The following is a 20,692-nucleotide window of genomic DNA, read 5'->3' as shown; positions in this document are numbered from 1 at the left end:
GTGATGGAACACGATCGGCTGTGCCTCCTTCGGACCCCAATCCTTGTAGTAGATCTCCACGCCGTCGCCGGTGGTCACAAAACTCATAGGGGTTCTCCTGAGTTGAGGGGTTTAGCCGTGCATAAGCGGGGCCATGGGACCTAAGGCCGGGTTCATGAAGTCAGATGACGCGCGAGCCGCCGTCGATGTGAAGGGTCTCGCCGTTCATGAAGCCGTTGCTCATCAGGAATATGACGGCGGCACCCGCCTCTTCGGCCGTGCCCAAGCGGCGGGTCGGCAGTTTCTCGGTCAGCGCGGCGACATAAGCGTCCCGGTGTGCACCCAGCGTCCTGGCGAGTAGAGGCGTGTCGATCGTGCCCGGCGAGAGTGTGTTCACGCGTCGAGGTGCAAGTTCCAGCGCAAGACCACGGGCAAACGCCTCCATGGCAGCGGACGCTGCCGCGAGCACTGCTGTGCCCTGGGCCGTCGGACGATCCGCAAGCGCACCGGAGATGAAGGTGACGGAACCGTCCTGAGCAAGCCGGTCGCCAAGGGCACGGATGGTGTGCACCGCCGCCCAGATCCGCTCGTCGAAAGCGCGCTGGAGGTACTCGACCTCCGCCTCCAGGACCTTGCCGGCCACGAATGTGCCAGCCAGCAGCACGAGGTGATCGACATGAGGAATGTCGGCGAGAGCTGCTACAATGGACTCCGCGTGGGTGACGTCGGCAGCGCGCCAGCCGTTGAAGCCGTTTTCAGCTGCGATGCGTTCGGCGCCGTTAGCGTTGAAGCCCACCACTACGACCTTGGCCCCTGCGGCTTTGGCCTGCTGAGCGGCTGCGAGACCGATGCCTGAGGTGCCACCGAAGATGACGACGGTGCGATCCTGTAGGGCGCTGCTCATGGCGAAATTCCTTCTCGTTCGGCAGCAGTACCGTGCCTGTGGGAAGGAGAATGGAAGCTGGCGCAGATCTTGAAAATGGTGCTTCTTTTCGCTTCAGTCTTGCCACTATGGAACAGATCGGCCTCGACCGTCTCACTGGTATCATTGCCTTCGCGCGCTCCGCTTCACTGGGTAGCTATACCGCTGCAGCACGCTCACTCGGGATCTCGCCGTCCGCAGTCAGCAAAAGCGTGCAGCGGCTGGAGGAGCGCTTAGGGCTGAGCCTATTCACCCGAACGACACGATCGCTCACTCTAACACCGGAAGGACGCGACCTGCACGAACGGGCGCTGCGCCTCCTGCGTGAGGCCGAGGAGATCGAGCAGGCTGCTGTCGCAGCGCGCTCGGAGCCGACAGGCACCCTGAAGGTCACGGCACCGTTCCCGATCGGTGTGCACCTGCTCGCCCCAGCCCTGCCCCGGTTCCGCGAGCGTTACCCGAAGCTGTCGGTCGATCTACGCCTGGGCGACCGCTACGTGGATCTTATTGAGGAGGGCATCGACGTCGCGATCCGGGTTGGCGAACTCGCCGACTCCCGCCTGATCTCCAAGCAGCTCGCGCTGCACCGGCTTTGCGCCTTCGCCTCGCCCGATTATCTCAGGCGCCGCGGCACGCCGCAGCACCCAGACGAGTTGGTTCACCATGACTGCGTGAACTTCCGCTTTCAGAGCACGGGCCGGGCCCTGCGTTGGCCCTTCCGAGTGGGAGGACGCACAATTGAACTCACGCCCGTGTCTGGCATCGTTACGGACTTTAGCGATGCCGTGGCCGCCATCCTGGAGGCAGGCGGCGGCATCGGCATTTCGCCGACTTACGTCGCGGCCCCATACGTAAAGCGCGGTGCGCTGGTGCCCCTCCTGCAGGAATTTGCGGTCGAGCGCTCGGTCATCACGGCACTGTGGCCAGAAAGCCGGCGCGGTAACCCGAATGCAAGGGCGTTTCTAGCCTTTCTTGGCGAAGTCTTCCCGTCGCCTGCTCCGTGGGATGAGATAATCCATTGAGACCAAGGCACACCCCTCGCTCGCTTTCATGCGCTTGCACAATCGAGATATAAATTTTGATCTAATTGACCATGGAATTTTGGGCATAGAAAGTCAGTCTACCGACGGCGTAGCAAGATTAGATCTGGTGAAAAGGCTGCTGGAGCAATGAGGCGAAGCAAGTCTGCTTTCGAGGTTTGCTGGTAACCGAAGCCGACTTCAGCCACCGCTTCCAGACGCAGCCTTCTGACCCTTCTCGGCCTTTGGGAGTGTCGGCTTCCGGGCTGCTTGATGATCGAAGGCATATGGCGGGGTGGGTGGCTTGCCGTCTGTCCGCCCGTGAGCAGATTGTTGGCTAAGCGGTCGTGGCAGTTCCGTCGCTCGCAGCATCTTCACTACGTCGCAGTCACTCCCTGCTACTCCGCTAGGTAAGCGTACCGCAGCCTTCCTGTCATGGAGATTGCTCCTAACGGTCACGCTATCGCCGCTTTGGGCTTTCACTCGTCGGGCATCAGCGTCCGAGCGGAAGCAACGAATGTCGAGTGGCACCGCGACCTTCTGGATCGTCATCGCCGCCACCTGCGCCTGCTTCGGCGCGCTGTTCGGCTTCCTGTTCAAAGATGGTCCGACAGTCGATGGCATGATCTTTGGCACCTGCGTCGGCGTGGTAGCTATCGCCTATGAGCGCGGCATCCTGCTTCCCGGATACAGCCGCCGCTTACGCCTCCTACCGACTCCTGCCTATTTCGCCGCCGCCGAGATCAGCCTCCTGCTCGTGGTTCTCGTCGGAATGGCAGTCACCGGCTCACTCATGTGGACGCTCGGCCTCACGGACAAGACCCCGTTGCAAGCGGTGACGCCCAAGCTCGGGCCCGTCATTTACGCGCTGGCTGTGTCGGCGCTGTTCGTCAGTGTGCTCCGAGTGCGCGATCTGCTCGGCAGCGGGACCTTCGCCAACATCCTCCTCGGACGCTATCACCGGCCGGTAAGCGAGGAGCGGATCTTCTTGTTCCTCGACCTAGTTGGCTCGACCGCTTACGCGGAGAAGCATGGCGACCTTGCCGCTCAGGAACTGCTGAAGGCCGTCTTCAGGGCGATTGCCGAACCAGTTCGTCGGCATCGTGGTCAGGTCGACGATTATGTGGGCGATCAGGTCATCATCTCCTGGCCGCTCATGCGCGGCATCGAACAGGCACGGTGTGTCGCCTGTGTGTTCGCGATCCGCCGTACTCTGAGCAAAGATCACGATGGGTGGGTCACGCGTTTCGGCGTCGTTCCCGAAATGCGCGCGGCGCTTCACGGCGGGAGTGTTGTCACGGCGGAAGTAGGCGTAGACCGGCACAAGATCGCCTATTTCGGCGACGTCATGAACACGACCGCTAGGCTGGAAGGTTTGTGCCGTGAGACAGGGCGGGATGTTCTCATCTCGGACGTTGTCCTCGCGCGTTTACCCGTCCTTCCGGACGGCATCGAAGCCGAAGCGCTTGGAACGCACCGCCTACGCGGCCGAAGCGGGACAATGGTGGTGCATGCGCTCGATGAGACGCGAAAGCTCAAGATTGTCGCTGAAGCCCATAGTCGCTTGGAAGCTATCGACGAACGAAAGGTGGCACTGCTCGGCCAAGCCGCTAGTGCAGGCTAGTGTCAGTCCGCACCAAACTTCGATTACTAGCTGCGAGCGCCTGGTGAGAGCGTGAATGGAAACCCCTTCATCAACCTAGAGGTTAGGGCGGCTCGGATCGACCACTTCAACACTGTCACAGGCTCCAAGCTGCGACTTCTTGTTGCCTTAGTGACAAACTCTTCCGCCTCCAATGTGAAACCTAGGATTGGTCAGCCTAGATCAGCACAAAGCAAGTTCGTCTCTGAGGGCTTGAGCGTTCAATGGCGTCATCGCCTCAGCGATCAATTCAACCGAACGCAGTCGCGCCTGATGTTGGTAGACATCGGAGACAATCATCACTTCGTCCAGGCCCGTCTCGGCAACGAACGCTTGCAGCCCCGCTCTCACGGTGTGAACAGAGCCGACAATCGAACGCGCCAGCATGCGCGTGGCCTGAGCCTTTTCATACGGTGACCAGTAGGTCTCGATATCGGCGATGGGAGGTTTGCTTAGCCCGCGTTGCCCCCGGACCATATCAGCGAAGGACATCTGCTGTGTGGTCGCGAGCCGCGTTGCTTCCGCATCGGTATCAGCAGCGATGACGTTAATACCGGCCACCACGTATGGCCGGTCGAGCTGGGCCGAGGGCTTGAAGCGGCTGCGGTAGGCATCGAGTGCAGGCAGGAGCATCTCAGGAGCAAAGTGCGAGGCGAAAGCGTAGGGCAGCCCCAGGTCGGCCGCTAACATCGCCCCGAAAGTACTCGACCCCAGGATCCAAAGCGGCACGTTGGCTCCGGCAGCAGGCACGGCGATGATGCGCTGGTTAGGGCTGGCAGGTGCAAAGAATGCCTGGAGTTCCAGCACATCCTGCGGGAACTGGTCCGAGGCATCGGCTGAGCGGCGCATCGCTCGCACCGCAAGCTGATCAGTTCCCGGCGCGCGGCCGAGCCCGAGATCGATACGCCCGGGATAGAGCCGCTCCAGCGTGCCGAACTGTTCGGCGATGACGTAGGGCGCATGGTTCGGTAGCATGATGCCACCGGCGCCAACGCGGATTGTTTTGGTGCCGCTGGCGATGTGCCCGATAACGACCGACGTGGCGGCGCTGGCAATGCCAACCATGTTGTGGTGCTCGGCCACCCAAACACGCCTGTAGCCCCACGCTTCGGCATGGGCTGCAAGGTCTCGGGCATTGTTGATCGCTGTGCCAGCGTCCGTATCTTGCGTGACGCGGACAAGTTCCAGCAGCGAAAGAACCGTCATTTTTGCTTACCCTAGGCGGGAAACGTCTCGCCGCCGATCATCACATCGAACGCAACAGGCGCGCGTAAGCAGGTCATAGAAGTCCGCCTCGCTCTAACGCGCGCCAAGCAAGGATCTGGTTATGCGGGACGTCTGGCACCATCCCTTGCTCTTAGGGATCAGCACTGTGTGCCGTGTTGCGGCACTTGATTGTGCGCGAGGACACATTGTCGGAGCTTACGAGGGACTGAAACCCGTCGGAAGATACCCACCCTTCTCGGACCTGCAGAGTGTCCGCTTCCAGGCAGCTAGGTAGAATAGATGTGTGCGATCAGTATGGGTGGTTTTCTGCCGGGCCGGGCGTGAGCAGATGACGGACAAAGCGGTCTTAGCATCCTTATCACGCACGTTGGATCATCTGCTCGATAGCGGATTGATTGGATAGGAGGCTCACGGGTCCTTCCTCCTCTCGGGACGCAGAAGTTGAGCAACCCGGCTCAGAGAAACTTTGCCTAGCGGGCATATCAGAAAGCCGCCATACGCTCGAACGCTACGTTCGAGGAAATCGACATGATAACAGAGCCGGGAACACCGACGCTCGATCAACTGAAGGTCCTGCTCGCAGTCGTTGACACAGGCAGCTTCGCCGGTGCGGCACGCAAACTGAACCGAGCTACCTCGGTTATCAGCTACTCGGTTGCCAACCTTGAAGCGCAGCTCGGCCTTACGCTGTTCGATCGTGAGACGACACGAAAACCCCAACTCACTGAGGCTGGGCGGATGGTGCTCGGCGAAGCCCGCGCCGTGATCAACAGCATCGACGGCCTGCGGGCTAAATCGAAGGGAATGCTGCAGGGTCTTGAGTCTGAGCTCCACATCGTGCTGGACACGCTCCTGCCCGAACACCGTGTACTGGATGCCTTGACGAGTTTTCGGGAGCAGTTTCCGACGGTGACGCTGTACCTCTATATCGAGTCGCTCGGGGCCGTGACCAAGCTCGTGCTCGATCGGGTCGCTACAATTGGGATCGCGGGTCCACTCGTAACCATCGATGGCATCGAGAAGATTGGCGTTGGCAGTGTCCGCATGATCCCGGTTGCAGCCCCGGGCCACTCGTTGGCCACTGCGGTCAACAACCCACCGGGAGCGGGGCGCAACCATGTGCAACTCGTCCTTACAGACCGGTCAGACCTCACCAAAGGCCGTGATATCGCGGTGGTCGGCACAAGCACTTGGCGGCTCGCTGATCTGAGTGCGAAGCATATGCTGCTCAAGGCGGGGATTGGCTGGGGCAACATGCCTGAGCCGATGATTGCCAATGATCTTGCTACCGGTCGCCTTGTGCGGCTTGCCCTCCCCGATAACATCGGCGGTGACTATGTAATGGATGCGATCTATCGCACTGACACTCTTCCAGGACCAGCCGGGTCCTGGCTGATTGAACGTTTTCGTCAGCAGGCCGAGGTTAGCTCAGCGAACTGATCGGACCTGTCGCACCAGCTCATTTGGCTGCTTAGATTGTAGGTGCAGTGCCACTCAGAGCTTCAGAGGTACATCAAGCGCCGCAGCCGCTCGGGTGGGATCAAAATACTCACGCAGAGATAGGATCCTGCCGCCCTTCGATCTCAGAAACACAATATATTCTTGCTGGTACAGTCGACCGGTTTCTTTGATCACTCCCTCGGCTCTCACTTCAGCAACAGCTTGGTCTGGATCAGCATTCGGGTAAACCCGAAGATCAAAGAAGCGAAAGTTTTCGACGGCTCCGACAAACCATGTCGCGTGGCGTACGACCTCTGCGCGTCCCGTCAGACGTGCTGGATGCCCAAGCGCTGGGGCGAAGGGAAGCTCCCAGAGCACCTCGTCGTCGACAAGAGACTGCCACTGAAGTGGGTTGCCCACCAAAGTCTCAAAGTGTCGATGCAGAAGTTCGACTGCGCTCATCATCCATACTCCGGGTTCTTGTCTGCTCAGGCCGACGCTAGACCGCTAGCCTGACTGGAAGTGGACCAACTTAGTCTCTTTGACGCTGAGCTTGTGACGTGCCCTGGCGCTGTTGGCTGCCTGGACCAGAGTTCCATCGCAGGGAGGGGCAAATACGCCCTCCCCTCCCTGCCATATGTGTCAGCGGCGCACCTGACGGGCGTCCAGACTGTAACCGCCAGCTCCGAAAGCGACGACCTGCAGCAGGCCACCTGCCATGGCAAGGTTCTTCAGGAAGTGAATGGTCTGGTTCTGGTCGGCGAAATCGGCGTGAAAGCCGAGTGCAGTCGCGATCGTGAAACCAGCCAGCAGCAAGGCAACAAGCTGTGTGCGGTAGCCTGCCAGCAGGAAAAGACCACCAACAATCTCGATGAGTACGGCAGCTGCGAGAGCGACCTGTGGCAAGGGCAGGCCCACGGCTTGTATGTATCCCACCGTGGCGCCCGGAGCAGCCAATTTGTTCACACCGCTTAGTAGGAAAATCGCGGCCATCAGGGCGCGACCAGCGACCGGAACGTAGCGGGTCAGGAACGTGTCCTGCGCAGTACTCCGCGCAGCGTTTTCAGCAAGGTCTTCGGAAGCATAGGCAATCTGGCTCATCAGAGGGATCCTTTGGGTGGATGTTCAGCAGGTCGGCTAAGACGGGTTCCCGCCAGCGCAAGAGGAGAATGGCCACGCCTGGGATCTCGGACCAGACGAAAAGATTAGCACAATAAGTTCGATAAAATCGGCAAGCGGAAGCTTGGCACTTTTCTTGCTGCTTAGGCAACGGAAGCTCAGACACCTCGAGCCCGGACGCTGGAAGCTGCGATGGCGCGCGGTGGCGAGAAACGGGCGCAGATCAGTTCGGCGGATCAGCATCAGGGCAATGGAAGGGCTGCTAGGATGAGAGCGGTCCAGACCAGCCCATGCCATTCTTGGGTAAAAAGCACGACGTCCGCTCCCGAGGACAGCGCCAAGGTTGGTTCTGGCGCATAGCGGTCTTGAGCCCACGGGCCGACAGTTATGGCGGGCTAGGTCGATCGCTGCTGCTAGTCGTTGGCCTGCCTTAGCGGAATTAGGCCAATCTGACTGCCGACGGGCAGGCCCGAACTGGTCGGTCGCGCGTTGTCGGAGATATCACCCCGTTATCGGCGTCTGCCCCGCCTACGAGCCCACGCCACGGCTAACCGGGCACAGGATCCAACGCTGATGACCCCCACGCTCCGGTTGAACTCCGCACTCGCAGCGCTGCTGCTCACGAGCACGATCGCTCAGGCAGAACCGCTCAAAGCGGCTGTGTTCGACTTCCAGTTGGCCGATCAGGGCATGCTTGGCCCTACGGAAGCGGACCGAGCCCGACTAGGCCCTCTGAGTGAGCTCCTTCGCTCCCTCCTGAAGGAGAGCGGCCGCTATGAGATCGTATCTACCGATCCGGTGAAGGAGCAGGTGACCAAGGGGTCAGATCTTCGCCGGTGCAACGGCTGTGCGGAAGATTATGCCCGCAAGCTCAAGGCTGATGTCGCGATCACAGGTGAGATCCAGAAGGTCTCCAACCTGATCCTGAACATCAACCTCTACGTGAAGGACCTGCGGAGCGACACGCCGGAGCAGGCCTACAGCGTCGATATTCGCGGGAACAACGACGCCTCGTTCGATCGCGGGCTCAGGTACCTCGTGAAGAACAGATTGCCAGCCTCCTCACAAAACTGAGCCGCCGTTCCGCAGCCCCAGCTGCACTGCCTTGCACCAAGTCGTTGAACACCCGCGATGGAGAAGGCCTTCTACGACAGAATAGGGTCAGATTTAGATTGTTCGCTCCGGGACGAAAGGCCAAAGTCTGCTTCCCACCCATGTCGGACCTTCGGAGCATCCGCTTCGAGGCAGGCTGATAGAACAGACTTATTTGATCGGAACGGGGGCTGATAGGGCTGAGATCCCTTCTGCCATCTAAGGTCTGAGGCGGCCTACCACGTCAAACCCTGAGTCCGCATTGGGTCGAAGCACGGCGATCTCGCCCTCTGCCGGGACGATCCCGATGAGTGCAGTGATGTTCACCTGATGTGTCACGAGCACGAGGGTACCCGGTCGGCCCAACCAATCCCGAATGCGGTCGCGTAGGGCTGCGCTCTGGTCCGACTCGGTCTTGCGATCGGCAAAGAAGCTGTCGAGAGCCGGATCGGCCTCGACCGTGACGTCGGGGAACGCGAGGGCGGCAGTATCGCGAGCGCGGCACCAGCGGCTGGACCGAACCGCGTTCACGACGACGGACTCACGCCTCAAGCGTATGCCGAGCGCAGCGGCCTGTGCACGGCCCGCTTCGCCGAGATTGCGCTGCGTCTCGCAGGCGCCGAGCCGAAAGCCCGCCGGATCGCCAAAGCCTGGAGCGTTGGCGTGCCGCAGCAACATCACCGTCCCGCCAGCCCGTGCCGCCGCCCAAACCGCCTCGGTGGCAGACGCAGGGGTAACGGAAAGGACCAGAGCAAGGGCGAAGATGAGATGTGCGTGCATGGAGCAAAGCTCGATCTCAATCAGCCTAACCACAGGGCGCCCCGCCTAGCACGCAGAAACGCGCGTAATTTGGATGGCTGAGCGCGACCGGACCGAGGGCAGCCCCCAAGTGTCGAGCCGACACCTCCCTTGCGCGGGGCCTCCACGCTATTGAACGGCGGCAAGCGCGCTCATGGACTGTACGGGCTCCGCACCGAAAGTCTTCCGGCAGTAAGCGACCAACCGGTCGGCCCGGTCGGCGTCGCCGCGGAAGGCGATGTGCCCGTCCGGCCGAACGAGCACCAAGGCCGGCCGACCTTCCAGCCCGTAGGCCCCATGCGCCTTGCCGTCCATGTCCGAGAGGACGGGGACGCCCGCACCATCGACCATGGGGCCGGCCAGGACAAGGCGCGGCCGCACCCAGGTCCAGGGCGTCACGGCCTCGACGGCGTCGAGTAGCCAGGCACCCGCGTCCGAGGATCGACCGTCGAAGCACAGGAGCGCCCAGCCAGTCGTGTGGCCGTCCGGGTTGTAGAGGAACCGGAACAGACTCGTGGTCTCTCCGCGGTGCGTCACCTCCGCGTCCGGCGCACGCTCGCCGGGCTTCGGACCCGGCCGGAGCAGGCTGGCCAAGCCAGACAGGCGATCCTCGTTCAGGAGGCTCTTCGGGTACTCGACCCCCATCTGCTGCATGTCGTCGGTGCCCTGCAGCAGCGAGCCCAGGTTCGGCAGAGCCTTCGCGGCCAGACCCAACACCGTGTCGGTGACCGGACCGCGGTAGACGGTCCACCGGAACCCGCGCGCCTGCTGCGCGCTCAGCCGGGCGTGCTCGCCACCGCGCTCGCCGTCGTAGGAGTCCAGGATGACGGGCGCCGCCTCGCCCCGCAGGGTCATGGCCAGTCTCCATGCGATCTCCACCGCGTCGTGCAGGCCCGCGTTCATGCCCTGGCCACCGATCGGCAGCGACAGGTGCCCGGCATCGCCTGCTAGGAAGACGCGACCGCGCGCGTAGCCGGGGGCGACCCCGTACTGGAAACGGCTGTGGCTGAACCACTGCGGGTCAGATAGGGTCAGGGTCTCGTCGCCCGTGACCTCGCGCGCGACCGCCCGCATCTCGTCGAGCGTCGGGTCGCGGTCTGGCACGCCGGCGTCGTCAGCCAGGAAGAACAGCCGGTGGTACCCGCCCCAGACCGGCAAGATGCCGGCAAAGCCGCGCTCGTAGTAGAAGAACCAAAGCTGGTCCGGCTCCAGCGAGCGCCGCCAGGACAGCTTGGCATCGACCTGCCGGTTCATGCAGTTCGGCAACCACTCAGGCTCGAAGTCCAGGTCGAGCATCGGGCGGACCGTGCTCTTGGCGCCGTCGGCGGCCACAAGATAGTGGCAGCGGCGCCGCTCCTCCGGCCCGTCCTTGCCTCGCCGGAGCACCACCGTAACGCCGGTCTCGTCCTGGAGAACGTCGGTCACCGTGCAGCCCCGGTCGAGCCGACCGCCCCGTGCCTCGAACTCGCCGGTCAGGGTTCGCTCGATGACGTCCTGCCCGCTGTAGAGCACCTTCGGGTAGGGGCTGGCGACGTCGGCGATGGGGATGGGCGTCGTCGGCGTCCCGTTATTGAAAAAGTTGATGGTGTGGATCGCGTAACTGTTCTCGGCGAGGGCGTCGCGCAGGCCGATGCCGGCGAGCAGCTCCTGCGGGCGCGCCCAGAGGTTGTTGGCGCGCGAGTACGCCTTGGTTTCGGTGCGTTCCTCCAGGAGCAGGCACGAGAGGCTGTGATGGCGCAGGGCGTTGCCCGTCGTCAGGCCGATGGGCCCCGCACCCACGACGATTACGTCGGCATCGTAGCCCTGCTCAGCTTCGGCGCGGTTCATTCCTGTGTCTCCTTTCGTGTCGCGGCGATGGATGCGATGTGTCCGTGGGAGGCGCCGATCCGCTGCTGCAGCGTGCGCAGCAGGGTGGTGGCGGCCTCGATGGCCTCCGCCGACATCCCTTCGGCGAGCAGGTCGGCCCAGAGGTCCTTGCGCGCCATGGCCTGTTCGTAGGCCGCCTCGCCCCGCGGGGTCATGGCAACGAGCGGTGCCCGGCGATGGTGAGGATTGGGTTCGGTTCGGACCAGCCCGTCGTCGCGCATGTCGTCGACGACGCGCTGCACCGACTGGCGAGCGAGGCCCATGTTGCGGGCGATGTGGGCGACCGGCAGCGGGACCGGGGAAAGGGCGACGGCGCCCAAGACCTGCCAGCGGGCGCTGGTCAGGCCGAGGTCCTGCACCAGGGCGTCCCCCCCTTCGATCAGGTCGCCGTTGAGGCGGAACACCTCGACGACGAGACCCGACCACGCCCGGCGCAGGCGGTCGGTGTCCTTCGAGGCCTTTCTCGACAGGGTACCCATGTGAACTCCGGATTGCCAACTCGCTGCGATAATAGCAGCATGCTGTCATTACCGCATTCAACTCGATTTGGAGTAACCGGTTCCGGTCTCAATCCGCCTGGCTCATCTGCTTAGCCGCGTGGCTGGACTAAGCCGGGCTATGACGGTCGCGTCATCAACCGATGGAACGAGAACTCCTACGCCGTGTTTGGTAGCCAACTGTCAGTTTGACAGCCATCAGACATTTTATCGGCGGATGCCTGACAGATGCACGCCGCGCAGAACGGGTCGAAACTCGGCGTCTTGGGCGCGATGCCAAGCTGAAAAGGCGTCCGCGGCGCATTCCCATCCGGGGTTGCCTATGGCTGGGGCATAGGCGGCGCCGGCATCATGTGACGCGCCGCCCACCGCCGGGCAGCCCGTCCTCGAAGCAGGCAGAAGAAGGATGCGAAGATGAAGCAAGAATTGGTAGAGGACGTGCCGAAGTTCTCGGTGCAGGAGCGTGACTCTAGGTGGTCGAAAGTCAGAAACCTGATGGCCGAAGCACACCTCGACGCCATCTTCGTTCCGCCCAACACCGGGCTATGGGATCATTTTCAAGCAAATGTCCGCTATCTTACTGGGATAGGCGGTAATTGCTCCCAAGCGGCCTGCGTCTTCCCTCTGACAGGCGAGGTGACGGCGATCACGAGCCCGGATGTCCATAGAGATTTCTGGCTGCAACGACAGGATTGGGTCACGGACATACGTCCCATCGATACCGGTTGGGGCTACACGCAAATGAGCATCGACCGCTTGAGAGAGCTCGGTCTTGATCGAGGGCGGATTGGTGTGACGGGCCTTGCCGGCAACACCCGCTTTCCTGAAGGGGTAACGTCTGCCGGCATCCTAGACGGGTTGATCCGTGCGCTACCTGCTGCCGAGATTTTCGACGCGAACCTGCTCATGGAGCAGGCGCGTTTCGTAAAGAGCAAGGAAGAGCTTGCCTTTCTCCGAAAGGCTGAAGAGCTCGTCGAGGCGTCGGTGGATGTCCTCCTTCGCGAAGCGCATCCGGGTGTCCCGGAAAACGTCGTCTACGCGCGGATGCTCGCGGATATGGTGGAGCGAGGCGGTGAGGTGCCGACCATGATCCTGTGGTCGGCAGGTTGGCCGCAGCCACCTTCTGCACAGTACATGCCGTCACTCCGTCCGCTTCAATCCGGAGATATCATCTCTGTCGAGGCCGAGGCGCGTTGGGCGGGCTACATCGCTCAGAACACGCAACCCGTCTTCCTGGGTCGTGCCCCAGACATCTACAAAAAGCTATTCCACCGTCAGCAGGAAGCGATTGAATGCTGCTACGAGGCCCTTCGGCCGGGTGCGACGGTCGGCCAAATATCGAACATCATCGCTGCCATGAGCGACGAGCGTTTCCGGTGCAGCCTCATCATGCACGGCCGAGGCCTCGGTGACGACGCCCCGATCAGCATCTACAAACCGCGAGATGCTACCATGCGCGACTGGCGTATTGAGGCCAATGCAACATTCATCGTCAAGCCGATGATCCAGACGAATGATGGCAATAAACGTTTGTATTGGGGGGATACAGTCGTCGTCGGGGAGCATGGCGCCGAACGGCTCGGACAGCGAGCAGCAGAACTCATCGAGATATTATAATTATACTGATAAATATTATAATTATGTCAAAGGTCGATGTGATCCGCCCCCACCGAAGTGGTCCGCCCTGAGGTATGGCTTTCGAGCCAGTTGGAGTTGACCCGGTTTTTGGTCCACGACCTACGCAAGTTGTCGGGCTGTGACAGCGTGGTTGGCGAAAGCTCGGGGCGTCAAGCCGCCCAGGGCTGTGTGGGGTCGATCGTCGTTATCGCGACACCTCCATTCCTCGATGCGCTCGCGCGCATCGGCCAGCGCGAGGCAACCACGAGGCGTTCAGGCATTCCGCTCGTAGGCGGCCGTTGAGCGACTCGATGTAGGCGTTGTCGGTCGGCTTGCCCGGTCGGGAGCGGTGATCTCAACCCCGTTCAGGTAGGCCCATCGGTCGAGCATGCGCCCGGCAAACTCCGGCCCATTGTTGACCCGCAAGCTCTTTGGCCGACCTCGCACTCGGACTAAGGCGTCCAGCGCTTCGGTCACCTGGAGGGCGCGGAAGTTCGCTCTCGGCGTCAGCGAGAGCGGCTCTCGCGTGTGGCAATCGACAACGGTCAGGATCCGGAACGGACGTTCGTCGAAAAGACGGCCGGACATGAAGTCCATCGCCCAAACCTCGCTGGGCTCACCGATCGCCGGCCGGCCCTCGCGATAGCGCCAGGCGCGCTTACGCTTGGGCAGCTTGGACCGGATCGACAGCCCCTCGTCGCGGTAGAGCCGGTAGGTGCGCTTGTGATTCACCCTCCAGCCCTCCCGCCGCAGCAGGACGTGGAGCCGCCGGTAGCCGTAGCGAACCCGTGCGGCCGCCAGCTCCTTCAGCCGCATGCGAAGCGCCACCTGCGGATCAGACCGCTTTCTGTAGCGCTGGGACGAGCGACCGAAGCTGGTGGCCTGACAGGCCCGACGCTCGCTGATGTCGTAGGCCACCCGCAGGTGACCGGCGACCTCACGGCCAACGGCGGACCTCACCACTTTCACTTGAGCACGTCCTGCAGCATGGAGCGATCCAGCGTCAGGTCGGCCACCAGCCGTTTCGTGCCGTGGCCGGCTGGCTTATGCCGAGCCAATCCTGTCCAATTCCACACCAAGACTGAAAGTCCTGCCGCAGGTTATCGCTACGTATCGATGGTACAAGCGGTCAGCCTCACCCAAGCGGGTGCACTGCTGCTAGGCTGCTGCTGAACACCGCTTAGCGACGCTCGTGAGCAGGCCAGCGACTTCTGCTGCCGGACAAGCCTTGCTGAACAGCCAACCCTGTACCTCGGTGCAACCTTCAGCCCGCAGCCTATCAAGCTGACCTTGAGTCTCGACACCCTCAGCCGTGGTGGACATGCCAAGGCTGGTGCCAAGCCCCGTCACAGCCCTGACAATAGCCACAGAGTCAGCTTGGTCCGGCAGGTCGCGAACGAAGGATTGGTCGATCTTGATCTTGTCGAAGGGGAACTTGCGCAGGTAGCTCAAGCTCGAATAGCCCGTGCCAAAATCGTCCATCGAGATGCGGACGCCAAGACCACGAAGCTGATGCAAAGTACCCAGGGTTGCCTCGGTGTCTTGCAGCATCACACTTTCGGTAATCTCAAGCTCCAGCCGACGAGAGCTCAGCCCCGAGGCGCCAAGTGCCGCCGCTACGTCGAGAACAAGCGTCTGGCTCTTGAACTGCACCGCAGACAGATTCACCGCGACACGCACGTCGTCAGGCCACTGCGCGGCGTCGGCACAGGCCTGTTTCAGAACCCAAGCTCCAATCTGATTGATTGCGCCGATCTCTTCGGCAAGGGGGATGAAGTTGGCAGGTGAGACACGGCCCCGAATGGGATGGGTCCAGCGCAGCAGCGCCTCGAAACCGCTGACCTTGTTGGCGGCGAGATTGACGAGCGGCTGGTAGTGGACCTCGAACTCGCCGTTCTGAAGCGCGCCACGAAGGTCGAGTTCCAGTGCCCGGCGCGCCTGCATCTTGGCGTCCATCTCGGCCTCAAAGAAGCGGTACGTACCGCGCCCCTCTGCCTTGGCTCGGTACAGAGCCATGTCCGCCGCCTTCATCAATTGGTCGGCGTCCTCACTGTCGTCCGGTCCAACGGCAATGCCAACGCTCACACCGATGACAATCTGGTGCCCATCGAGTTCGTAGGGCGCGCTCAGCGCCTCGATGATGCGCTGGGCCATTCCGGTGGCAATGTGCGGCTCATTGGTGCTCGCTTGAACAACCGCGAACTCGTCACCGCCGAGGCGAGCCACGACGTCAGTTTCGCGTACGCAGCCTTGCAGCCGTTTTGCGACCGCTCGGAGAAGGGCGTCACCCATCGGATGCCCGAGCGTGTCGTTGACGGACTTGAAGTGATCGAGGTCGAGGCAGAGAACTGAGAAGCTCTCACCCTGGCGAGTACGCGTCAGCGCGCGTGTCATCTCCTGATGGAACTGGACACGGTTCGGCAACTCGGTGAGCGCGTCGTGATACGCCATGTGCGCGATGCGTGTTTCAGCGTGGCGAATGGCCGTGATGTCTTCGTGAGAGGAGACGAAGCCACCCGTGCTCATCGGCTTTCGACTGATCCGAACGGTACGACCGTTCTGATGCTGATTGTCGAGAACCATGGTTCCGGAACATGGATCCACGTCCGCATCTTGATTGACGGGAGTCGTGCCGATGATGCCGATGCCAGCCGCTTCTCTGAAGGCGACGATGTCAGCCCGTCTGGTTCCGGGCTCGATCAGGTCGCGTGGGAGGCCGTACATCTCGGCATAGCGGCGATTGCACAGGACCAGACGTTCCTGTGCATCGAACATGCTGAGACCGTGAGGCATGTTGGTCAAGGCCGCTTCGAACTGCTGGTTCGTGGCCGCGAGTTGATCCTCGCGCTGACCAAGCTGCCGTATGGTTCGGTCTAGCGCGCGTAAGGGTAGGATGCGGATGCTGAGGTAGGCCAGCAGGCCCAGGCAAAGACTGAACAGCGAGACCGTCGCGGTCCGCTCAATGAGAGGCCGAGCGCTGACCTCCACCTCCATGCGTCCGACTTCCTTGCCGCTGACAATAATAGGAGCGGAGCGCTTCATGGTAGGGGTGGGAAGCGCCTCCCCGTCCTCCACAACAAGCCTGCCGTCGCCTGCGAAGATGCGTTGCCGTACCTTCTCATCGTCGCTGACGGCCAGTTCGATCACTTCAATGAGGCGAACTTTGTGGAACGTCCACATCGCCGTGTGTTGGTAAATGTAGCGAGCGACCCGCGAAGCGTTCAGGCGAGCTTCTGCGCTGATCAGGTCCCCTTGAGCCATGTAGGAGATCGAGGCGTAGGTAGCGGGAATTGCCACAGTCGTGATCAGCGCGATGACGAGGCCGATGACGTTAATGAGCCGTCGTAGGGTTGGCGCGCGCATGAGGTGAGGTCCAGATCACAGGGCTGTGATCGTGCCGAGCCAATGCCTCTCAACCAGTTAACGTGCCCAAAGCTTAGACAGTGCGTGTGAACAAAAAAACGCAGCTGCGGTGCTTCAGCCTAAGAAAGCGGCGACCGCTAAGGTTTTGTTCAAATCTGCCGACATGAATGGAGGCGGGTTCGTCGGAGATTGATGTCGGATGTTACGCAAAAACCTTGCAATCGTTCTCAGCACATCCGTCCTCGCGGTGGGGATCCTTCCAGTTGCAGCCGACGAGATCAAGGTCGGCGGGACAGGTGCAGCTTTCGCTCTGATGCAGCGTTTGGCTGAAGCATTCAGCGCAGCGCATCCGGGCGATACGGTTGAGGTAGTGCCGGGCCTTGGTAGTAGCGGTGGAATTGCGGCCGTTGCTGAAGGCGCGCTTCACCTCTCTGTCAGCAGCCGGATGCTGAAGCCTGAGGAAAAGGCAAAGGGCATCAGCAGCGCCCCCTTCCTCGACACCCCTTACATCTTCGTGACCTCTCACGCGAAGCCACAAGCGCTCGCGAAGGCTGATGTTGTTGCGATCTACGATGGTCGGCTCACAGCATGGCCGGACGGCAAAGAGATCAAGCCGGTCCTTCGACCAAAGAGCGAGAGCGCCACGTTGTTTCTGCTCGCCAAATTCGACGGCATGGGCCTGGCGATGGATAAGCTTCGCCAACGACCAGACGTGCCTGTGGCAGCCACGGATCAGGATAACTTAGAGGCCGCTGAGAAGATTCCGAACTCCTTTGCTGGAATGACGCTCCTGCAGTTCACAACAGAGAAGCCGAAGCTTCGAACAGTTTCACTTGATGGGATGCAAGCTTCAACCGAGGGCAATTCTTCCCCCGGTTACCCCCTATCGATACAGCTCTTCAGCGTGGCGAAGGAAAAACCAGATCGTGCCACCGCGCGCTTTGTATCCTTTCTACGCACCGATGAAGCTGCAAGGATCATTGCAACAAGCGGCGCGACATCGTCCGGGAAGAGCGGCAGCCAGTAAGTCTATAGGCCACAAACAGACACTCGCGAGGTCCGCTATGGGTCACGTCCGACAGCTCATCGCATCAGGCGAATGACCGCTTTCCACCCATTGCTGACCTCAAATGCCTGAGCGCCATCAACGCAAATAGCGCCTGCTCGGCGAAGCGCCGAGAAACCAAGCTTCCCGCCAGCGCTGCTTGAATCCACCAGTGCGCCGGAACAAGCGCCGCTGCGGATTCCGTTCCAAAACGAGAAGAACGAGTTTGCCGCTCCAGGTTCTTTGGCGCTTCGCTCAGCGTTGGCTACAGGATGACATCCCAGGAAGGCCTCGCGCCTTGGGTGGTCGAGCGCCGGGGCCGCACCGCACCAGTTTGACCTGCCTCTGTGTGCGCCTGTAGACACCGCGGCCCTTCTTTGAGGAGTGCCGTTATGGCCGCTATCACCGCTACCCTCGCGGCCGAGCTAAGGGTCGCCGAGCGCCAGATTGCAGCCGCAGTGGAGTTGCTCGACGGCGGCGCGACGGTGCCGTTCGTGGCACGCTACCGCAAGGAGGCTACCGGCGGCCTCGACGATGCGCAGTTGCGCGACCTCGAAGTCCGTCTCGCTTACCTGCGCGAATTGGAGGCGCGGCGGGTTGCAATCCTAGAAAGTATCGAGGGGCAGGGCCGGATCGATGCCAGCCTGAAGGCACGCATCCTCGCCGCCGAGACCAAGGCCCGGCTCGAAGACCTCTACCTTCCGTTTAAGGTAAAGCGCCGCACGAAAGCGCAGATTGCCCGCGAGGCTGGGCTTGCTCCCCTTGCCGACGCGCTGCTCGCCCGACCGGAGGGCGATCCGGGCGCAGCGGCCGGCGCCTTTGTCGATGCGGCCAAGGGTGCCGTCGATGTCGGCGCCGCGCTAGATGGCGCCCGCTCCATCTTGATCGAGCGTTTCAGCGAGGACCCCGACCTGATGGGCGCTCTACGCGAGGCCGGCTGGCAGCATGGCCGCATCGTCTCGTCGGTCAAACCCGGCAAGGAAGCCGTCGGCGTTAAATTTGGCGATTATTTCTCCTTCACCGAACCCCTGACACGCCTGCCCTCACATCGCATCCTCGCCCTGTTCCGGGGCGAGAAGGAGGAGGTGCTCGATCTCACCCTCGTCGATGACGCGGGCGAGGAGCCGGCCAAGGGCATGCCCTCCTCGCAGGAGATGCGCATCGCCCGAACCTTCGGTATCCGTGACCAGGGCCGACCGGGCGATGCCTTCTTGATGGAGACCGTGCGTAAAGCCTGGCGTACGCGGCTCAAACCAGTCATCGACACCGATCTTCGCGCCCGCCTGCGCCTGGTCGCAGAAGCCGGCGCCATCACGGTGTTTGCCGGCAACCTGCGCGATCTGCTCCTCGCCGCTCCCGCCGGTGCCCGCCCGACCCTGGGGCTCGATCCGGGCTTTCGCAGCGGCGTGAAGGTCGCGGTGGTCGATGCCACTGGCAAGGTGGCGGCCACCGACGTGATCTATCCGCACGAGCCCCGGCGCGACTGGAACGGCGCCCTCGGCTTGCTTGCGAAACTCTGCCTTGCGCACAGGGTCGAGCTTATCGCCATTGGCAACGGCACCGCCTCGCGTGAGACCGACCGACTTGCCGCCGAGCTGATCGCCAAGCGGCCCGACTTGGCGCTCACCAAGGTGATGGTGTCGGAAGCTGGTGCCTCGGTCTACTCGGCTTCGGCGTACGCCAGCGCGGAGTTGCCCGGCCTCGATGTCACCTTGCGTGGCGCGGTCTCCATCGCCCGACGCCTACAAGATCCGCTAGCGGAACTGGTGAAGATCGAGCCTCGGGCGATCGGCGTTGGGCAGTACCAGCACGATATCGCCGAAGGCCAGCTCACAAAGGCCCTGGACGCCGTGGTGGAGGATTGCGTCAACAGTGTCGGCGTCGACGTGAACATCGCCTCGGCCCCCCTGCTCGCCCGGGTTTCTGGTCTCACAGAGCGGGTGGCGGGCAACATCGTGGTGGAGCGCGACGCCAAGGGCCCGTTCCGCACCCGCGCCGGCCTGAAAAAGGTCGCTGGCCTTGGGCCGAAGGCCTACGAACTCGCAGCGGGCTTCCTGCGCATCCGGAGCGGCGACGACCCCCTCGACGCTTCGGGGGTCCATCCGGAAGCCTATCCCGTCGTGCGCCGCATCCTGGTCACCACAGGCCTGCCCATCGGCGCCTTGATCGGCAACACGAGCGCCTTGCGTGCCCTGGACCCAACGCGCTTTACCGACGAGACCTTCGGCCTGCCTACGGTCACGGACATCATTGCCGAGCTGGAGAAACCGGGCCGCGACCCGCGCCCTGCCTTCCGCACCGCCACCTTCCAAGAGGGCGTGGAAAAGATCTCTGACCTGACGCCGGGCATGCGGCTGGAGGGCGTGGTGACCAACGTCGCGGCCTTCGGCGCCTTCGTCGATCTCGGCGTGCATCAAGACGGGCTCGTCCACATCTCGATGCTCGCCGACCGCTTCGTCAAGGACCCGCGCGAGGTGGTAAAACCCGGTGACGTCGTTCAAGTGCGAGTGATTGAGGTGGACGCCAACCGCAAGCGCATTGCGCTGAGCATGCGCTCGGATGATGCCGACGCGTCCCGCCCCCGGAACCGCGACGGCCGGCCGGCGCTCGCCCAATCTCAGCAGAAATCCGCTCCCACCTCGGCGCCCAGCGGCGCCAGTTTCGGCGGCGCCTCGCCCGGAGGTGCCTTGGCCGAGGCCCTACGCCGTGCGGCTGAGGAGAAGGATCGAGGACGGCGATAGGGACTTAGGGCGAAGTGGCCGTCGTAATCTGGGCGCGGAAAACAGCACAGAGCATCGTCGTGGTTGCAGCGGACCAAAGCGAACGGCAAGGACCGAGCACGCGGATCGCTATCGAGTGCAACCGGAGAGGCTAACAGAAATATTTCGCTTGCCACTCTCACTGGTATACCAAATAATGCATACCAGTCGATGTTCCACCGATGCCACTCGGGTGTTCGTGGGGCTCAACAAAGCGTGACAAGCGCAATCAGAAGAACGCCGCACGTCAGCTGCACGACAGGGAGAACGCTCATGGCAACGTCCGCGCCCACACCAGCAACGGCAC

General features: G+C 62.2%; 15 protein-coding genes and 2 pseudogenes. 7 read left to right on the top strand and 10 right to left on the bottom strand.

What is annotated here, in order from left to right; genetic code table 11:
• Positions 1-87: pseudogene (locus MFF55_RS00965) on the bottom strand (alpha/beta fold hydrolase); the annotation flags it as partial.
• A gap of 73 nt (positions 88-160) precedes the next feature.
• Positions 161-883 carry an SDR family oxidoreductase gene (locus MFF55_RS00960; RefSeq protein WP_238242177.1) on the bottom strand — a complete coding sequence of 241 codons (723 nt, stop codon included), beginning with the start codon at positions 881-883 and terminating at the stop codon, positions 161-163.
• A 107-nt stretch (positions 884-990) separates the two neighbouring features.
• On the opposite strand from MFF55_RS00960, the gene MFF55_RS00955 reads away from it, so the two are divergent.
• Complete coding sequence (locus MFF55_RS00955) at positions 991-1,923, top strand: LysR family transcriptional regulator (protein ID WP_238242183.1); 933 nt, start codon at positions 991-993, stop codon at positions 1,921-1,923.
• A 514-nt stretch (positions 1,924-2,437) separates the two neighbouring features.
• The gene (locus tag MFF55_RS00950; protein ID WP_238242175.1) at positions 2,438-3,544 is read left to right on the top strand and encodes an adenylate/guanylate cyclase domain-containing protein; all 1,107 of its coding nucleotides are present in this window, start codon (positions 2,438-2,440) and stop codon (positions 3,542-3,544) included.
• A 201-nt stretch (positions 3,545-3,745) separates the two neighbouring features.
• Here the strand turns inward: MFF55_RS00950 and MFF55_RS00945 are convergent, their stop codons facing one another.
• Positions 3,746-4,768 (bottom strand): LLM class flavin-dependent oxidoreductase, encoded by a 1,023-nt coding sequence (locus MFF55_RS00945; protein WP_238242174.1) that lies wholly within the window; start codon positions 4,766-4,768, stop codon positions 3,746-3,748.
• Positions 4,769-5,320: 552 nt separating this feature from the next.
• Here MFF55_RS00945 and MFF55_RS00940 point away from each other — a divergent pair.
• Entirely contained in the window at positions 5,321-6,229 is a 909-nt protein-coding gene (locus MFF55_RS00940) for a LysR family transcriptional regulator (RefSeq protein ID WP_238242181.1), read from the top strand.
• 54 nt (positions 6,230-6,283) lie between these two features.
• Here the strand turns inward: MFF55_RS00940 and MFF55_RS00935 are convergent, their stop codons facing one another.
• Both MFF55_RS00935 and MFF55_RS00930 read right to left on the bottom strand, forming a co-directional pair.
• The gene (locus MFF55_RS00935; protein ID WP_238242172.1) at positions 6,284-6,694 is read right to left on the bottom strand and encodes a nuclear transport factor 2 family protein; all 411 of its coding nucleotides are present in this window, start codon (positions 6,692-6,694) and stop codon (positions 6,284-6,286) included.
• Between the two features lie 177 nt (positions 6,695-6,871).
• Positions 6,872-7,330: a DoxX family protein gene (locus MFF55_RS00930; protein ID WP_283206684.1), complete on the bottom strand. Its 459-nt coding sequence runs from the start codon at positions 7,328-7,330 to the stop codon at positions 6,872-6,874.
• A 591-nt stretch (positions 7,331-7,921) separates the two neighbouring features.
• On the opposite strand from MFF55_RS00930, the gene MFF55_RS00925 reads away from it, so the two are divergent.
• Complete coding sequence (locus tag MFF55_RS00925; RefSeq protein ID WP_238242170.1) at positions 7,922-8,422, top strand: DUF3280 domain-containing protein; 501 nt, start codon at positions 7,922-7,924, stop codon at positions 8,420-8,422.
• A 237-nt stretch (positions 8,423-8,659) separates the two neighbouring features.
• On the opposite strand, the gene MFF55_RS00920 is transcribed toward MFF55_RS00925, so the two are convergent.
• From MFF55_RS00920 to MFF55_RS00910, 3 genes are all read right to left on the bottom strand, one after another.
• On the bottom strand, positions 8,660-9,220 hold the full coding sequence (locus MFF55_RS00920) for a histidine phosphatase family protein (protein ID WP_238242169.1): 561 nt from the start codon (positions 9,218-9,220) through the stop codon (positions 8,660-8,662).
• 147 nt (positions 9,221-9,367) lie between these two features.
• A complete protein-coding gene (locus tag MFF55_RS00915) occupies positions 9,368-11,065 on the bottom strand; it encodes an FAD-dependent monooxygenase (protein WP_238242168.1) in 1,698 nt (565 codons plus the stop codon).
• Positions 11,062-11,583 carry a MarR family winged helix-turn-helix transcriptional regulator gene (locus tag MFF55_RS00910; protein WP_238242166.1) on the bottom strand — a complete coding sequence of 174 codons (522 nt, stop codon included), beginning with the start codon at positions 11,581-11,583 and terminating at the stop codon, positions 11,062-11,064. The genes MFF55_RS00915 and MFF55_RS00910 overlap by 4 nt, the downstream gene beginning before the upstream one ends.
• 432 nt (positions 11,584-12,015) lie before the next feature.
• Between MFF55_RS00910 and MFF55_RS00905 the strand changes: the two genes are divergently transcribed.
• Positions 12,016-13,218: a M24 family metallopeptidase gene (locus MFF55_RS00905; protein ID WP_238242164.1), complete on the top strand. Its 1,203-nt coding sequence runs from the start codon at positions 12,016-12,018 to the stop codon at positions 13,216-13,218.
• Positions 13,219-13,338: 120 nt separating this feature from the next.
• On the opposite strand, the pseudogene MFF55_RS00900 reads toward MFF55_RS00905, so the two are convergent.
• Positions 13,339-14,243 (bottom strand): annotated as a pseudogene (locus tag MFF55_RS00900) (IS3 family transposase); the annotation flags it as partial.
• A 133-nt stretch (positions 14,244-14,376) separates the two neighbouring features.
• Positions 14,377-16,581 carry a putative bifunctional diguanylate cyclase/phosphodiesterase gene (locus tag MFF55_RS00895; protein WP_238242162.1) on the bottom strand — a complete coding sequence of 735 codons (2,205 nt, stop codon included), beginning with the start codon at positions 16,579-16,581 and terminating at the stop codon, positions 14,377-14,379.
• 199 nt (positions 16,582-16,780) lie between these two features.
• Here MFF55_RS00895 and MFF55_RS00890 point away from each other — a divergent pair, with 199 nt between their 5' ends.
• A complete protein-coding gene (locus MFF55_RS00890; RefSeq protein WP_238242160.1) occupies positions 16,781-17,608 on the top strand; it encodes a substrate-binding domain-containing protein in 828 nt (275 codons plus the stop codon).
• A gap of 410 nt (positions 17,609-18,018) precedes the next feature.
• Positions 18,019-20,367, top strand: coding sequence for a Tex family protein (locus MFF55_RS00885; protein ID WP_238242158.1), 2,349 nt, complete (start codon positions 18,019-18,021; stop codon positions 20,365-20,367).
• Positions 20,368-20,692: the final 325 nt, after the last annotated feature.

The sequence above is a fragment of the Methylobacterium iners genome (assembly GCF_022179305.1).
Classification (GTDB): Bacteria; Pseudomonadota; Alphaproteobacteria; order Rhizobiales; family Beijerinckiaceae; genus Methylobacterium; species Methylobacterium iners.
The sequence above is the reverse complement of the archived record's forward strand: the minus strand, read 5'-3'. Positions and strand labels throughout refer to the sequence as shown.

Coding starts and splice junctions, on each gene's coding strand:
- MFF55_RS00945 (WP_238242174.1), bottom strand. CDS start 4,768: ATGACGGTTCTTTCGCTGCTGGAACTTGTCCGCGTCACGCAAGATACG.
- MFF55_RS00925 (WP_238242170.1), top strand. CDS start 7,922: ATGACCCCCACGCTCCGGTTGAACTCCGCACTCGCAGCGCTGCTGCTC.
- MFF55_RS00905 (WP_238242164.1), top strand. CDS start 12,016: ATGAAGCAAGAATTGGTAGAGGACGTGCCGAAGTTCTCGGTGCAGGAG.
- MFF55_RS00895 (WP_238242162.1), bottom strand. CDS start 16,581: ATGCGCGCGCCAACCCTACGACGGCTCATTAACGTCATCGGCCTCGTC.
- MFF55_RS00930 (WP_283206684.1), bottom strand. CDS start 7,330: ATGAGCCAGATTGCCTATGCTTCCGAAGACCTTGCTGAAAACGCTGCG.
- MFF55_RS00950 (WP_238242175.1), top strand. CDS start 2,438: ATGTCGAGTGGCACCGCGACCTTCTGGATCGTCATCGCCGCCACCTGC.
- MFF55_RS00920 (WP_238242169.1), bottom strand. CDS start 9,220: ATGCACGCACATCTCATCTTCGCCCTTGCTCTGGTCCTTTCCGTTACC.
- MFF55_RS00890 (WP_238242160.1), top strand. CDS start 16,781: ATGTTACGCAAAAACCTTGCAATCGTTCTCAGCACATCCGTCCTCGCG.
- MFF55_RS00910 (WP_238242166.1), bottom strand. CDS start 11,583: ATGGGTACCCTGTCGAGAAAGGCCTCGAAGGACACCGACCGCCTGCGC.
- MFF55_RS00935 (WP_238242172.1), bottom strand. CDS start 6,694: ATGATGAGCGCAGTCGAACTTCTGCATCGACACTTTGAGACTTTGGTG.
- MFF55_RS00885 (WP_238242158.1), top strand. CDS start 18,019: ATGGCCGCTATCACCGCTACCCTCGCGGCCGAGCTAAGGGTCGCCGAG.
- MFF55_RS00955 (WP_238242183.1), top strand. CDS start 991: ATGGAACAGATCGGCCTCGACCGTCTCACTGGTATCATTGCCTTCGCG.
- MFF55_RS00915 (WP_238242168.1), bottom strand. CDS start 11,065: ATGAACCGCGCCGAAGCTGAGCAGGGCTACGATGCCGACGTAATCGTC.
- MFF55_RS00960 (WP_238242177.1), bottom strand. CDS start 883: ATGAGCAGCGCCCTACAGGATCGCACCGTCGTCATCTTCGGTGGCACC.